This is a genomic window from Pseudomonas sp. B707 (assembly GCF_022496685.1).
GTDB classification, from domain to species: Bacteria; Pseudomonadota; Gammaproteobacteria; order Pseudomonadales; family Pseudomonadaceae; genus Aquipseudomonas; species Aquipseudomonas paraglycinae.
Genome location: NZ_WTVE01000035.1, coordinates 115,571 through 130,786 on the forward strand (window position 1 = coordinate 115,571; position 15,216 = coordinate 130,786).

The 15,216-nt window shown below is 60.1% G+C and carries 15 protein-coding genes; 11 read left to right on the plus strand and 4 right to left on the minus strand.

Annotated features, from left to right (window positions below):
* Positions 1–39: 39 nt before the first annotated feature.
* The 4 genes from GQX66_RS25585 (at position 40) to GQX66_RS25600 (ending at position 5,732) form a co-directional block, all read left to right on the plus strand.
* The gene (locus GQX66_RS25585) at positions 40–1,662 is read left to right on the plus strand and encodes an MFS transporter (RefSeq protein WP_240871968.1); all 1,623 of its coding nucleotides are present in this window, start codon (positions 40–42) and stop codon (positions 1,660–1,662) included.
* Between the two features lie 196 nt (positions 1,663–1,858).
* Complete coding sequence (locus GQX66_RS25590; protein ID WP_102717591.1) at positions 1,859–4,084, plus strand: C1 family peptidase; 2,226 nt, start codon at positions 1,859–1,861, stop codon at positions 4,082–4,084.
* A gap of 16 nt (positions 4,085–4,100) precedes the next feature.
* The gene (locus GQX66_RS25595; RefSeq protein WP_240871969.1) at positions 4,101–4,520 is read left to right on the plus strand and encodes a hypothetical protein; all 420 of its coding nucleotides are present in this window, start codon (positions 4,101–4,103) and stop codon (positions 4,518–4,520) included.
* 138 nt (positions 4,521–4,658) lie between these two features.
* Entirely contained in the window at positions 4,659–5,732 is a 1,074-nt protein-coding gene (locus GQX66_RS25600) for an SGNH/GDSL hydrolase family protein (RefSeq protein ID WP_158247901.1), read from the plus strand.
* A gap of 38 nt (positions 5,733–5,770) precedes the next feature.
* Here the strand turns inward: GQX66_RS25600 and GQX66_RS25605 are convergent, their stop codons facing one another.
* Positions 5,771–6,139 carry a DUF427 domain-containing protein gene (locus tag GQX66_RS25605; protein WP_102717594.1) on the minus strand — a complete coding sequence of 123 codons (369 nt, stop codon included), beginning with the start codon at positions 6,137–6,139 and terminating at the stop codon, positions 5,771–5,773.
* Positions 6,140–6,310: 171 nt separating this feature from the next.
* On the opposite strand from GQX66_RS25605, the gene GQX66_RS25610 reads away from it, so the two are divergent.
* On the plus strand, positions 6,311–7,525 hold the full coding sequence (locus GQX66_RS25610) for an MFS transporter (RefSeq protein WP_240871970.1): 1,215 nt from the start codon (positions 6,311–6,313) through the stop codon (positions 7,523–7,525).
* Between the two features lie 94 nt (positions 7,526–7,619).
* Here GQX66_RS25610 and GQX66_RS25615 read toward each other — a convergent pair whose 3' ends face one another.
* Entirely contained in the window at positions 7,620–9,026 is a 1,407-nt protein-coding gene (locus tag GQX66_RS25615) for a serralysin family metalloprotease (protein WP_240871971.1), read from the minus strand.
* Positions 9,027–9,304: 278 nt separating this feature from the next.
* Between GQX66_RS25615 and GQX66_RS25620 the strand changes: the two genes are divergently transcribed.
* Both GQX66_RS25620 and GQX66_RS25625 read left to right on the plus strand, forming a co-directional pair.
* A complete protein-coding gene (locus GQX66_RS25620; protein WP_129973176.1) occupies positions 9,305–11,248 on the plus strand; it encodes a DNA topoisomerase III in 1,944 nt (647 codons plus the stop codon).
* A 47-nt stretch (positions 11,249–11,295) separates the two neighbouring features.
* Complete coding sequence (locus GQX66_RS25625; protein WP_085746128.1) at positions 11,296–11,799, plus strand: GNAT family N-acetyltransferase; 504 nt, start codon at positions 11,296–11,298, stop codon at positions 11,797–11,799.
* Positions 11,800–11,811: 12 nt separating this feature from the next.
* Here GQX66_RS25625 and GQX66_RS25630 read toward each other — a convergent pair whose 3' ends face one another.
* Entirely contained in the window at positions 11,812–12,183 is a 372-nt protein-coding gene (locus GQX66_RS25630; RefSeq protein ID WP_052026217.1) for a hypothetical protein, read from the minus strand.
* Between the two features lie 127 nt (positions 12,184–12,310).
* Here GQX66_RS25630 and GQX66_RS25635 point away from each other — a divergent pair, with 127 nt between their 5' ends.
* Positions 12,311–12,640 (plus strand): hypothetical protein, encoded by a 330-nt coding sequence (locus GQX66_RS25635; RefSeq protein ID WP_011334739.1) that lies wholly within the window; start codon positions 12,311–12,313, stop codon positions 12,638–12,640.
* Positions 12,641–12,713: 73 nt separating this feature from the next.
* Here GQX66_RS25635 and cynR read toward each other — a convergent pair whose 3' ends face one another.
* On the minus strand, positions 12,714–13,592 hold the full coding sequence (gene cynR, locus GQX66_RS25640) for a transcriptional regulator CynR (protein WP_102717598.1): 879 nt from the start codon (positions 13,590–13,592) through the stop codon (positions 12,714–12,716).
* 120 nt (positions 13,593–13,712) lie between these two features.
* On the opposite strand from cynR, the gene cynS reads away from it, so the two are divergent.
* The 3 genes from cynS (at position 13,713) to GQX66_RS25655 (ending at position 15,168) form a co-directional block, all read left to right on the plus strand.
* A complete protein-coding gene (gene cynS, locus GQX66_RS25645; RefSeq protein ID WP_102687038.1) occupies positions 13,713–14,177 on the plus strand; it encodes a cyanase in 465 nt (154 codons plus the stop codon).
* 83 nt (positions 14,178–14,260) lie between these two features.
* Complete coding sequence (locus tag GQX66_RS25650) at positions 14,261–14,497, plus strand: DUF2790 domain-containing protein (RefSeq protein ID WP_240871972.1); 237 nt, start codon at positions 14,261–14,263, stop codon at positions 14,495–14,497.
* Between the two features lie 11 nt (positions 14,498–14,508).
* Entirely contained in the window at positions 14,509–15,168 is a 660-nt protein-coding gene (locus GQX66_RS25655; protein WP_007950573.1) for a carbonic anhydrase, read from the plus strand.
* Positions 15,169–15,216: the final 48 nt, after the last annotated feature.

Below are 15,216 nucleotides of genomic sequence, written 5' to 3' on the forward strand. Positions count from 1 at the left end.
GTGGAAACAACAAAAACAATCACTGTGAGGGATACCGATATGTCAGAACACGTTCAGCCTCTGGACGCCGTGCGCAGCACGGACGCCAGCCCCGATACCCGAAAGGTCATCTTCGCCTCGTCCCTGGGGACGGTGTTCGAGTGGTATGACTTCTTTCTCTACGGCGCCCTGGCGGCGGTCATCAGCAAGCAGTTCTTCGCCGGGGTCAACGACACCACGGCGTTCATCTTCGCACTGATGGCGTTCGCCGCAGGCTTCATCGTGCGGCCGTTCGGGGCGCTGGTGTTCGGTCGGTTGGGGGACATGATCGGGCGCAAATACACCTTCCTCGCGACCATCATCCTGATGGGCGTAGCGACCTTCGCGGTGGGCCTGCTGCCGACCTACGCCAGCATCGGAATCGCCGCGCCGATCATTCTTGTTGTGTTGCGCATGCTGCAGGGCCTGGCCCTTGGCGGCGAATATGGCGGCGCCGCAACTTACGTGGCGGAGCACGCGCCGATCGGCAAACGCGGTTTCCACACCAGCTGGATTCAATCCACTGCCACCCTCGGTCTGCTGCTGTCGCTGCTGGTGGTGCTCGGTTGCCGCTACTTCACCGGCGATCAGTTCGAAGTCTGGGGCTGGCGTATTCCGTTCCTGCTGTCGATCGTGCTGCTGGGCATTTCCACCTGGATTCGCCTGAGCCTGCATGAGTCGCCGGCCTATCTGAAAATGAAAGAGGAAGGCAAAACCAGCAAGGCACCGATCCGCGAATCCTTTGGTAAATGGGAAAACCTCAAGGTCGTGCTGATCGCACTGTTCAGCATCAACGCCGGCCAGGCGGTGACCTTTTATGCGGCGCAGTTCTACGTGCTTTTCTTCCTCACCCAGTTCCTGAAAATGGACCCGGCGGTGGCCAACAGTCTGCTGATCATCAGCGTGGTGATCGGCGCGCCGTTCTTCATCATTTTCGGCTGGCTGTCGGACAAGGTAGGGCGCAAACCGGTGCTGATGCTCGGCCTGCTGCTGGCCACCGCGCTGTACTTCCCGATCTTCAAATCCCTGGCCCACTACGCCAACCCGGCCATCGACCACGCCAGCCGTCAGGCACCGATCACCGTGGTGGCTGACCCGGCGACCTGCACCTTCCAGTTCGATCCGGTGGGCAAGGCCAAATTCGACAGCCCGTGCGACAAGGTCAAGACCTTCCTGGTCAAGCAAGGCCTGCCCTACTCCAGCGTCGCCGCCCCGGCGGGCAGCGCGGTGCAAGTGAGCGTCGGCGATGTGAAACTCGACGGCTTCGACGAAGCAGCCTTACGCGGCGCCATCACCCTCGCCGGTTATCCGCAACAGGCTGACATGCAGCAGATCAACAAACCGATGATCGTGGCCCTGATCGTCGGCCTGATCATCATCTCCGCCATGTGCTACGGCCCGCTCGCGGCGCTGATGGTCGAACTGTTCCCGACCCGCATCCGCTACACCTCGATGTCTCTGCCGTACCACATCGGTAACGGCTGGTTCGGCGGTTTCCTGCCGACCGTGTCGTTTGCGCTGGTGGTGTACACCGGGGATATCTTCTACGGGCTGTGGTACCCGGTGCTGATTACCGGGGTGAGCCTGGTGGTGGGGATGATCTGTCTGCGGGAGACCAAGAATATCGACCTCGACAAGAACTGATGCAGGCTGTCGCTGACGGGGCAGTTCCTCGTCAGCGACGTACCGTGCGGCCACTCGTCGGCGCTGTAGAACTTCTCGCGGGTCCCGATTTGCTTCGGCAAAAACTCGTCTACGATAAATCAGACCAATAGACCCTACGACGCAGAAAAGCGTTCGTGGCGTGGGGGTACGAGCCTCTGGACCCGAGGATCCTCCCATGCCTGCCAGCCTGTTTTCGTTCGCCAAAAATTCGATCACCCTCGACGCCCGTCCGGATCGCCTGGATCTGCGCGATCGCCTTTTCACTCCACGGGCGCAATCACTCCCCGCCTCCTTTCCGTCGGACGAGGACATTACCGGCAAACTGGCCGATTACCTCGGCCGGGGCATGGTGCTGTATCAGGGCAACGAAGGGGCGTGTACCGGTTTCGGACTTTCGGCGGTGATCAACTACCTGTTGTGGCGGCGTGACAGTCAATCGGTGCTGACCAGCCCGCGCCAGCTCTATCACCTGGCCAAGCTCTATGACGAATGGCCGGGTGAAGACTATGCCGGCTCCAGTTGCCGTGGTGCGTTGAAAGGCTGGCACAAACACGGTGTCTGCGAGAGAAGTCTCTGGCCCTACACCGTCGCACCGAACGGCTCGGTACCCGACTTTGAGGCACCCACCGACAACTGGGCAGAGGATGCCGTGACGCGGCCCCTGGGTGTTTACTATCGGGTTGAAAAGGATGACATCACCGCAATGATGGCGGCGCTGTATGAAACCAATGCGCTGTATGTCTCGGCCAATGTGCACAAGGGCTGGGATTTGCCAGCCACAGGCAAACCGGGTCCCAAGGTGTTCCAGAGCACCTCCCAGCTGCCTGTCATCAAGTGGAAATCAAAAGTCGAAGGCGGCCATGCCTTCGCTCTGATCGGCTACACCCACGAAGGTTTTATTGTGCAGAACTCCTGGTCCACAGACTGGGGCTTTTCGGGCTTCGCGATCCTGACCTACGAGGACTGGCTGGCCAACGGCACCGATGCCTGGACCGTTGCCCTCGGTGTGCCGATCAAGCACGGCGCCATCACACGCAGCACCAGACCTTCGAACAGCCGCAACGTTGTTCAGTCGGCATTTCTGGGGGCCCTGCCCTCCGCAAGCGCAAAGCGCGAGGGCATGTCACTGCTCTCCTTCGATTCTTCGATGGTTACCCGCAAGGGACCGCCCGCTCTGACCACGGATCAAGCCTATGGAATGACCGTGGTCATGGAGAACAACGGCAGCATCGGCCCGCGCCTCACCGATGTAGAGAATGTGCGCGCAGGCGTGGCCCGAATCGTCCGGGAAGCTCCGAAGGTCTGGTACGGCAATCTTCCTGATGCAACCCGACCCGACAAATTGCGTATCGCCGTGTTCTCCCACGGCGGGCTGAACAACGAAGCCGACTCGATCAAGCGCATTTGTGCGATGGCCCCGTACTTTCTCGAAAACGGTATCTATCCGTTATTCGTCACCTGGCGCACCGGGGTTCTGGAAACGCTGATGGACATCGTCAAGGACACATTGCCCGGCTTGTTCCCCGAGGCAGGCGGCTTCGGTGACATTTTCAAAGTGGTCAAGGACAAGGCCGCCGAAGGCCTCGATCGCACGGTGGAAATGATCACCAAAAAACTCGGTGGCGACCAGTGGAGCCAGATGAAACAGAATGCCGAGGCCGCAGCGGTCAGCGGTTTCACGCCCCGTGGTCTTGTGGAAATGACCCTGAACCTGCAGGCGCTGGTCAATGATCTGGGCGCCGATAAAGTCGAACTGCACCTGATCGGGCATTCGGCGGGGTCACTGATCAACGGACATCTGATTCGCCTGCTCTGGGCCAGGCACTTGCCAATTGCAACCTCGACCCTGATGGCTCCCGCGTGCACCCTCGATTTCGCCAACCGGACTTATCGCAGTGTCATCGAAGGTGGCGGACTGCAACGCGATGATTTCCACATGCACATCATGTCGGACAAGCGCGAACAGGATGACAATGTCATCGGTGTCTATCACAAATCACTGCTTTATCTCGTCTCCCGTTCCTATGAAGAATTGCAACGCATGCCCCTGCTGGGCATGGCCAAGAGTCTGGATGGCGCGTACCAGGATTTCAGCGATCCCAAACTCAGCGAATGGAACATCGCCGCGCAAGACATGACGACTCAATGGAACGCTTTTTTCTGGGACAACGACGTTCCTGCCGGCTTTGCCGCGACCGGTAGCGGTCTCACGCACCCCCGGGCGTCAACCCTGCACATCTATAACGACCCGAAAATGACCTATGGGCCACACACCAAGGCCGACACCTCGCATGGCGGGTTCGATAACGACTTGAACGTGATGACCACCACACTCAAGAACATCCTTGGGCTCGACGCCGACGCCAGGCTGGATCAACCCTTCATTGACCTGGATTATTGAGCTACGGAGAGCGCTCATGGCTCCTTCAGTCATCGCGCCACCGGGCGCACAGACGTTGCTGCACAGTGTGCAGATTCAGGCCAATGACCCCTGGTGCCCGACATCGGTAATGCTTGCCGTCGGTCAACGCTATTTCTTCCGCGCCACCGGCAACTGGTTCGACTGGCACGAAGAACACAACGTCAACGGCGCGGCCGTCCCGAAGCTGAAACTGTTTCTGCCACTCATCCGGTGCAAGGCACAAGGTGCCACATGGTTCACCCTGATCGGTTCGATCGACAAGGATTCGCACAGTTTTTTTCCCATCGGTGATGGCAGCCGCTGGCCGAACGGTTGGGTCGCACCGGCCAGCGGACAACTCAGGTGCTTCGCCAACGACGTGCTGTTGATGTATCGCAACAACACAAGCGCGATCACCCTGCAGGTCTGGACTTAGGTGCCTTCCTGTCGCTATGCAGAAGTGCTGAACAGTCTGGACGTAGCAGCACCCTGAAGACGTCGTTCGGACTCAATGAATGGAGCCGGCAACGCGCCGGTTCCCGAGCGTTTTTTCCGACAAAAAGAGACTGCCGACATGAATTACGAAAGTGAAGACGCACTGGCAAAAATCAACCTGGCCATCTGGCAACATGAGCAGCCCGCACAAAAAATGGCACCGGGCGCCGCTGGGGGATTCTTCTTTGGTTCCGATGGTGTGGATGTAGTTGCCCAGGGAGATTCCTGGTTCGACTACTTGCCAGGGGTGGACATCATCAAATGGCTCAAGCTGACATCCGGCTACAAGATCAAGAACTTCGCCACGGGCGGCGACACCCTGGAAAATATGGTGTACGGCACTGAAATCAAAGAAGGATCATGGACCCGGAAACCGACGGAATTCGTCGAGGTACTGGCAGAAATCAAACGCACGAAACCGGCGTTCTTTCTGTTTTCGGCCGGTGGCAACGACATCGCCGGGGACGAGTTCGCATCGTTTCTGAACCATGCCGACAGTTCGCCTCCTTCTCTACTGCGAACCGCATACGTCACCGACATCATCGACCGGGTGTTTCGAGGTGGTTACGAAGACATGATCAAGAAGGTCAAGGCTGCCAGCCCCAAGACCAGAATCATCTTCCACGGCTACGGCCGCGCCGTTCCGACCGGTAAAGGTGTGGTCAACATCGGCAACTATCGCTTCATCGGACCGTGGATCCGTCCGTCGCTGACCCGCAAGAACATTCTCGACCCACAGGTGCAGCGCAAGATCGTGGCGGACTTTATCGATCAGCTCAACGTGATGCTCCAGTCAGTCGCCAACAGCCATCAAGACGTCTACTTCCTCGACCTGAGAAACTTGATCAACGACGATGACTGGATCAACGAACTGCATCTGAATGCACTCGCATACAAACGTGTAGCGCAGGTGTTCGAGAATAAAATGGACGCACTGTTATCACCGAAGCTGGCGGCCATCCAGACGAAAGCCAAGGCGGTCGCACAGGCGTCGTTCCAGTTGCTTGAACAATCGTTGGAGAGCACCCAACCGGGGGCGCCGGCCCAGGCTCATCGTGCGGCAGCTGCGCCACCACCGGCCATCAAGCACACACGAAGCCGCAAAGCGGAGTCGGCGAAAGCCAAATCGACGACCCGGCGCAAAGGCAAGTGAGCATCAACCGGCCGCCCTCTGCGGGCGGCCGGTTGCGTTCAGACCTCGGCATCCAGCAATTCGAATTTCACCTGATCAGGGTAGAACGCAACATAGTCCTTGATTTGACTGACTGATATTTTCGGATGCTCGTACGTCCACACCGCATTCGCTCCTTCATGCCCCGGCACTTGCAGACTGAAATAGTTGGCATCGCCCTTGTACGGGCAGTAAGTGGTGTGATCGGTGCGGGCGAAGTACTTCTCGTCGATGTCTTCGCGCGGGATGTAGTAGACCGGCGGGTAATTGGCTTCGAGCAGCACCAGCGCTCGGGCAGACGCAGCTACCTGTATGCCGTGGAATTTCACAAGGAGGCAGCCTGGCTGCTCGGCGATGGTGATAACGGGACTGGGACCGGAAGTTTTCATCGGTTTCTCCTGACTGCGGCGAAGGCACCGGTTCAGGTATAACCCATGCGGGGGCATCTCGTCGGGTTCGCAGCCGAACGGCCTTTCTTCGATCAGATATGACCGCCGCTTGCGGAGGCGGCGGATTCTGGTTTCATATCACGCCCAAAACGCCCACCGACAGGAGTCATCATGCGCAAGGATTACCTGGCTTTTTTCATCTCGCTGTTCCTGTCGCGGCTGGCGGATCAGATCCTGTTGTTCATCGTGCCGTTGGTGGTATTCCAGACCACCAACAGCGCGTCCTGGGCGGGGCTTGCATTCTTCGTCGAGTCGCTGCCGCGTTTTCTCGCGTTTCCGTTGTGCGGGGCCCTGTGCGACAAGTTCTCGCCCATCAGAATCCTGCACATCAGTCAGGTCTACCGGGCGCTGCTCTGCGTGCTGGCAGTAGGGCTTTATGCCGTCTTCGGCGGTATCGCATGGCTGGTGGTGCTGTCAGCGCTGTGCGGCGTGCTGACGACTCAGGGCATCATGGCCCGCGAAGTGCTGATGCCGCATATCTTCCAACACTACAGCTACACCAAAACCCTTTCCTACTCGCAGATAGCCGACCAGACCGGACTGGTTCTGGGGCCCTTGGTGGCGGCATTGCTGCTGGAGGTTTCGGCTTGGCACTGGGTGGTGCTGTGGGTGGCCGGACTGTTCCTGCTGGCGGACCTCAGCATGCTGGTGTGGCAACGTTTCAGCCGTATCGCCCTGGAGGTGTTCGAGCAGCATCAGGACATCTGGCTGCAGCCTCTGCGCATCGCTTTCAGGCATATCCGCGAACTGGCGGAGCTGAAAAAGATCATCACCCTGGCAGTCGGGGTCAACCTGATTGTCGGGGTCACCCTGGCCACTTCGGCGGCCATGGTGCTCGGTCAATACAGCGCCGGCAAGGACGACTACGCCGTGCTGCAAGCGGCTGGCGCGGTGACCACCATCGTGATTCTGTTTTTCCTCGCCCGGGTGGTATTGCCGTTGCGCGTACTGGGTGGCGTTGCCTGTTCGATGCTCGCCGCCGGCGCCTTCATCAGCGCCCTGAGCCCGAACCTGGCGGGTTATGTGCTGGGTTTCCTGTTGATCGTCGGCTTCGACAAGATGTTCAACGTTTACATGCGCAGCATTCGCCAGCGAGTCATTCCCCCTCAGGACTTCGGCAAGACCGTGGGCGTGATCACCCTGCTCAACAACTTGTCGCAACCGCTGGCCGGTCTGTTGGTCGCACTGCTCGCCGCGCCATTGGGGACGCAACGTGTGATTCTGATTCTGGCCGTGCTGGCGACGCTGCTGGGCGTGGCGGCTCTCTGGTGGTTTGCCAGAGTACGTAATGCCCACGCCACGTCGATCCTCGAGACCGAGCAGTAACGGATTTCACTGTCGTAGAGCGATGTCCAAAAACAAAAAAACCGCAACCTGCGAAGGACTGCGGTTTTTTCGTTTCAGATTTTCCGTTTTCAGATCAGGCGACGATATCGGTCGCCACGGCCTGCCCCACCACACCCACGGCGAAGTCCACCGAGCCCTGGCCCGTCAGGTCGATGATCAGGCTGGTCTGGTTGGTCTGTTCGAAGTACGTAAGGATCGCATCGCCCGCGTGCCCGGTGAAGCCGCTGACGAAGTTCAGCGTGGCTGCGCCGGTGGCGAACCCGGCGATGCCCGACAGGTCGATCTTGTCCAGGCCGCTGGTGAAATCCATGATCCAGTCCGGCGAAGTCATGGTCGAGTCGCTGGCCGCGCCGAACACGAAGGTGTCTGCGCCTTCACCACCCCACAGCGAATCACCGCCGCCACCGCCGTAAATGATGTCGTTGCCGGCACCGCCGATCAGGTCGTTGGCCGCCGCGTTGCCGATCAGCAGGTCATTGCCCGAACCGCCAATGGCGTTTTCCACGGTCACGCCGTGGGCGATGGACACGTTGCCCACCAGACCGCCGACGTCGGAGAACGAACCTTCGTTGAGGTTGATCTTCTGGTTCTGGCTGAAGCCGGAGAAATCCAGGGTGTCATTGCCGCCGCCGTCCCATACCGAGAACACCACTTTGGAGGTGTTCGACGTGGCGCTGTAGAAGTCGCGATCGGCGTTGGAGTTGAAGCCGTACACGGTGTTGTCGGCACGGGTTTCGAAGTTGGCGCCGTAGAGTTTCTGTACTGCGACGATGTCATCCATCAACGGTGCCGAGGCGTAGGCGCCGCTGCCGTCCTTGCTGAAGTTCTGGTCGGTGTTGGCCTCGCTCCAGTAGCTCATCAGGCTGTAGCCACGGGTGTCTTCGGCGTATTTGGCGTCACCGTAGGTCGGGTTGCCGTTGCCGGCGTTGTAGGCGCCCGGGTGCGACAGGCCAAGGGTGTGGCCGATTTCGTGGGTCAGAGTCTGACGCCCGTAGTTGTTGGTGTCCGGGGTCTTGTTGACCTGGTACTGATCGTTGATCAGGTACCACGATTGGCCGTCGTAGCTGCTGCCCTGTGGCAGGTAGGCGAACGCTGCGCCGCCGGTGCTGACGTCGTAGTTGCCGAAGGTCATGTGACCGTCGCCACCCTTGCCCTCGGTGAAGGTCACGTTGGCCACGTCCGACCACGATTGCATCGCCAGCACGGCCTGGGCCTTCTGCTGGGCGCTGAACTCGCTGAAGTTGCCGAGTTTCGGGTTGTAGTTCGACGGTTTGTCGGTCAGGAAGGTGTAGGTCAGATCAATCTTGCCGTCGGCATTCCTGTCCTGCCACGACATGCCCTTGCGCAGGATTTCGTCGGCAGCCTGGTCGGCGGTGAACGACGGCTTACCGTTGACGGTCCCGGTGCCGCGATCATACAGGTGGCTGAAAGTGTCGACGGCGGTGAAGGCGCTGCTGGCCTGGGAGGAAGGTTGAGACATGGTGTACGTCCTTGTTTCTGAAGAGTCAGTGTCAGACAGAAAAGCGGCGATCTTCTGGCGAGATCGTCCTGTCACTCGCCTTGTCAGGCAGATTGAACCTGCCACAGCCGCCAACGGGGGCGCTAATCAATTTCTCGATAGCGTCCCGGATTGCCCCGACGCACGCTGTCATGACCGGCAATCCTTTTATCTGTATATCCATACAGATAAAAGTTGCCCGAACGCCCGACTCAGGCCATCCTGTGCGCCTCTTCGGGCAATGATCGACGACGGTGGTTATGCGGCTGTACCTCTGTGAAAAACCCTCCCAGGCCAAGGATATTGCGGCCGTGCTCGGCGCCAAGCGTCGGGGCGACGGCTGCTGGCTGGGAACGGATGTCACGGTGACCTGGTGCATCGGCCACCTGCTGGAAACCGCGCCGCCGGACGCCTACGACGCTAAATACAAGCGCTGGGTGCTGGCCGACCTGCCGATCATCCCGGACAAATGGAAAATGACCGTCAAGCCGCGTACCGCCAGCCAGTACAAGGCGGTCAAGCGCCTGCTCGGCGAGGCCAGCGAACTGATCATCGCCACCGACGCCGACCGCGAGGGCGAGATGATCGCCCGGGAGCTGGTCGAGCATTGCCGCTATCGCGGACCCATCCGCCGTTTGTGGCTGTCGGCGCTGGACGAAGCGTCGATTCGCAAGGCGTTGGCGTCGCTCAAACCGGGTGCTGAAACCTTCAGCCTGTATCACTCGGCACTCGGGCGCTCGCGGGCGGATTGGCTGATCGGGATGAACATGAGTCGGCTGTTCACCCTGCTCGGCCGGCAATCGGGCTATCAAGGCGTGCTGCCGGTGGGCCGGGTACAGACGCCGACCTTGCGACTGGTGGTGGATCGCGACCGCAGCATTGCCGATTTCGTGCCGGTCGCGTACTGGGCCATCGACGTGCAACTACTGCACAACGGCACGCCATTCACTGCGCAATGGCGTGCGCCAAACGATGCCTGTGACGATCAGGATCGCTGCCTCAATCAAGCCCTCGCCCAGCAAGCGGCCGCCGCAATCAGCAGCGCTGCCAGCGCCCGGGTGATCAAGCTGCGCACCGAACGCATGCGCGAAGTGGCGCCCCTGCCCTTCGATCTGGGCACCTTGCAGGAAGTCTGTTCGAAGAAACTCGGTCTCGGCGCCCAGGAAACCCTCGACATCGCCCAGGCCCTCTACGAAACCTACAAAGTCATCACCTACCCGCGCAGCGATTGCGGCTACCTGCCCCTGAGCCAGCACAGCGAGGCGCCGGGGATTCTCGCGGCGTTGCGTCAGGCCGACCCTAGCCTCGAAGCGCTGCGTGAGCATCTGGAGCCACAGCGCCGCTCTCGCGCCTGGAACGACGCCAAGGTCAGCGCCCACCACGGCATCATCCCGACCGCTGCTGCGAAAAACATGGAGCGCCTGACCGGCAAGCACCGCGCGGTCTACACGCTGATTCGCGCACGGTATCTGGCGCAGTTCCTGCCCAATCACGAATACGACCGCACCCAGGCCGATTTCGATTGCGCCGGGGAAGCCTTGCGCGCGGTTGGCAAGCAGATCATCGAGCCGGGCTGGAAACGCGCGTTGCCCGAAGCGCTGGCCCCGGCCAAGGGCCGAGAAGCCCCCGCGCCGCAAACGCTACCGACGCTGACCCAAGGTGCCGAATGCGCCGTGGCGGACGTGAAGCTCAAGGACCTGTGGACACAGCCGCCCAAGCCCTACACCGAAGGCGACCTGATCAAGGCGATGAAGAACGTCGCCAAACTGGTGGAAGATCCGCTGCTCAAGCAGAAACTCAAGGACACCACGGGCATAGGCACCGAAGCCACCCGCGCCTCGATCATTCAAGGGTTGCTGGATCGTGGTTATCTGGTGAAGAACGGCAAGGCGCTGTCCGCCACCCCCGCCGCCTTCAGCCTGATCGACGCCGTGCCGCGCGCGATTGCCGACCCCGGCACCACGGCGATCTGGGAGCAGGCGCTGGACATGGTGCAGAGCGGCGAAATGAGTCTGGAAGAGTTCGTCACCAAGCAGGCCGCGTGGATGAGCAAACAAGTGACCCGCTGCGCCGGACTGAGCCTGACCATCAGCGGCCCGCCGCCTGCCGGTAAGGCCGCTGCGCCATGGAAGAACAAACGCAAGACCACCCGGCGCAAAACCACCGGAACCAGCAAGCGTGCGGCAAAACCGGCAGCCAAATAGCCCGCTGCACGCTACTGTTTCTGCAGTGATGGTCAGGAGGCAGCCGCATGTCTGTCATCGAACTGCGCGTCGCCCGGCGTGACGAACTGGACACCCTCGAAAACCTGATGCAGTTCTACACCTATGACTTCAGCGAGTGGCTGCCGCTGAAGCTCGGCGGGCATGGGTTCTTCCCGATCCAGTTGAAAGACGATTACTGGCGCCAGCCGGCGACGCGGCCATTCCTGATCCACGTTGACGGTGAACTGGCGGGATTCGTGACCGTGGATGACCACCTCCTCATCGAAGGCGCCGACTACAACATCGGCTATTTCTTCGTCAGCCGACGCTGGCGTGGCCAAGGCGTCGCGCAGTTTGTCGCCTCTGCCCTCTTGAGCCACCTGCCCGGTCGATGGCAGATTTTCCATGTCGACGCCAACCTGCCTGCACAGCGGTTCTGGGCCCGGCTCATCCCTGAGCTGAGCGGCGGCGACTTTACCCGCCAGACCAAAACAGTGGACGGCTATCCCTGCACGTTCTACTGCCTGCGCAGCCTCTCTCCCGCTGCCTGACCGCCGCTTTTTTCATTCCAGAATGACTTTGTCCGACAATATGTAGTGACCAAAAATAATCACTACAAAACCGTTGACGGCATCGTTTTGCTTTTGCATGATGCAGACGTCTCCCCGATCGGGAGCACTGGCAACACGCTTGAGCAAGCTCGTCTGACCGCCGAGCTGTTTTTTCCGGATACACGCTGCCCACAAGGCAGATTGAAGAAGCTGACCTGGCCTGAACGTCCAGTACAAGGACGAGAAGCGCTGGCGAAAATTCTCAAGACGCTTGTGGTCGACCCTGAAAACGTCGTCAAGGAGCCTCCCGGTTTTCGCTGCTTCTCCTCGTTGTGACGCTATTGCGTAGCAGTTATTCAACACGACTACATGCAACAGACGCATGACCCCGTACTTCACACGGGCGACCGCTGACGTCCTGGTTTCGGTGCCAGGGATCAACTAACCGATGGGCTACCTGTATTAGCGAATCAACTTTGAAAGATCACCAGACTGGTCAAGGGGCAATATCATGAATCTGAACAATCAACCTACTATCGAAGAACTGGCTCGTATGTTCGCTGCGCAAAAAGACAGCCACGACAGCCATATTCTGTGGATCAGCAAGTCGGGTCAGGTCCATATCGACTGCCTGTCGCCCCATGCTGGTGAAGAAGAGTTCGACCGGAACAACCAGAACCTGCTGGCCCGCCTGAAGATGTACCGCCGCGGCCACGGCTATGTCGGCAAGAAAGCCGCGGCCGACAAGGACTTCATCGGTAATGTTCTGCAAACGCTGAAACAGGCGTGGGACTCGATGCAGAACAACAACGAAGTTCGGGTGATTGATCGGTTCTGCTAAGTTAAAACTTCAATAAACAAAAGGGCCTGCTTCGAAAGCGAAGCAGGCCCTTTTTATTGCTCGCAAAAAAAGCTCATGAACGAGTTTCCAGCACCAGCTTCATGAACGCCTCAGCCGCCGCACTGTGATAGTTGTTCTGGCGCCGCAATAACGCCGCTCCCCGCTGCGGCGCCTCGCTTTCGACACGCAACCGGCGCAACGCCCGGTCCTCGGTCGCAATCGCCTCCGGCAACATGGTCGCAATCGGCGCATGCCGGATCACTTCCAGCAACGTACTCACCGAGTTCACCTCGATCTGCACCTTGGGCGTGATGCCGTGCTGACGGAAATACTCGTCAATCGATAGCCGTGTGATGAAATCCGGCGCCAGCAAGGCGAAATCCAGCTGCGCAATGTCATCCGGGGTCAGCACCGATGAGCTGTCGTACAGCGGATGCTCGCGCCCGACCATTACCCCCAACGTCTCGACAAATGCCGGAATGCATTCAATGTCCGGATTGCGCACCGGGGTAAAGGCAATTGCAATATCCAGCGAGTCATCCGCCAGCCCGGCCTCGATGTCATCCATCGACAACTCGAAAATCTCCAGGTGAATCCCCGGATACCGCGCCACGTAATCGCGCACCAACGGCCCCACCAGATACGCCATGAATGTCGGCGTCATCGCCAGGCGCAGCGAGCCTCGGGTCAGATCCTTCACGTCATGCAACGCGCGCTTGCCCGCCTCCAGCTCCACCAGCACCCGTCGCGCGCATTCGATATAGGCCTGCCCGGCATCAGTCGGCTTCACCGAGCGCGAGGTGCGATCAAACAGATCCACACCGAGGCTTTCTTCCAGTTGGCGGATCTGTTGCGACAGGGTCGGCTGCGACACGTGCAGCGCCTCGGCCGCCCGGGTGAAGCCGCCGTGATCGGCCACGGCCAGCAGGTATCGCAAATGTCGCAGCAGCATGGGACGCCCCATCTATAGGCAGTGCTTATGCCTTGCATTGTATATCGGTCTTGGACGCTATGGATCAATCGGCAGAAGATGAATCCCACACAGCAAGCCAACCCCGAAAGGAGAAGCACCATGCAATCCCAAGCCTACAACGACAGCCGCATCGCCCTGACCACCCGCGCCCTGGATGCCAAGGCTGAGAAAAACCTGTCGTGGCAGGATCTGGCCGACGGCACCGGCCTGAGCCTGGCCTACGTCACCGCCGCCCTCCTCGGCCAGCATCCACTGCCGAAAGCCGCCGCCGAAGTGGTCGGCGACAAGCTTGAGCTGAGCGCCGAAGACGTCGCCGCCCTGCAAATCATCCCGCTGCGCGGCAGCCTCGACGGTGTGCCGACCGACCCGACCATCTACCGCTTCCACGAGATGATCCAGATCTACGGCACCACCCTGAAAGCACTGGTTCACGAGCAGTTCGGCGACGGCATCATCAGCGCGATCAACTTCAAGCTCGACATCAAGAAAGTCGAAGACCCTGAAGGCGGTTCCCGCGCCGTGGTCACCCTCGACGGCAAGTTCCTCCCGCTGCGTCCGTTCTGACCCCTCCGGGCCCGCACCCCGCGTGCGGGCCCCTCCAAACCTGAATTGCCAAATCGTAACCCCATCTGTCTGGAGGCTGCCCCATGCAAAAAATTCTGCTGACCCTTGCCCTGCTCGCCGGCCTTTGCACTCAAGCCCAGGCCGATGACGAAGCCGCCGCTTACCGCTACGGCATGTCGCTGGATATCGCCGAAGTCGTGAGCATCACCCCGGTCGCCGACGTCTGCGGCGTAGTGCCGGTCGAGATGACTTACCTCGACAGCCACGGCGCAAAACACATTCTTCAATACAGCGAATTCGGCACCGGCTGTTCGAACTGAGAGGACACACCATGAAAAACCTGATCGAAGGCTTCCTGAAGTTCCAGAACGAGGCGTTTCCACAACGCACCGAACTGTTCAAACACCTGGCGACCACCCAAACCCCGGGCACCTTGTTCATCACCTGCTCCGACAGCCGCGTCGTCCCGGAACTGCTGACCCAGCAGGAGCCCGGCGAGCTGTTCGTGATCCGCAACGCCGGCAATATCGTGCCGTCCTACAGCCCGCATCCGGGCGGGGTCTCGGCAACGGTGGAATACGCGGTGGCTGTGCTCGGCGTGACCGACATCGTGATCTGCGGCCACTCCGATTGCGGCGCCATGACCGCCATCGCCCAGTGCAAATGCATGGATCACCTGCCCGCCGTCAGCGGCTGGCTGCAACACGCCGAGTCGGCGAAAGTGGTGAATGAATCGCGACCGCACGCCAACGACGCCGCCAAACTGAGTTCGATGGTGCGGGAAAACGTGATCGCGCAACTGGCGAACATCCAGACTCACCCGAGCGTGCGCCTGGCCCAGGAGAAAGGCCTGCTGAATCTGCACGGCTGGGTCTACGACATCGAGACCGGCTCGATCGACGCGCTGAGTGCCGACCGCCGTACCTTCGTCTCGCTGGCCGAGCAACCGTCGACGTGCGCGGTGTACGGTCAGGCAGTTGATGCTGCTTGAAAACACAACGCCGCGCCCGTCATTGCGACGGGCGCGGCGTTGTTCTGT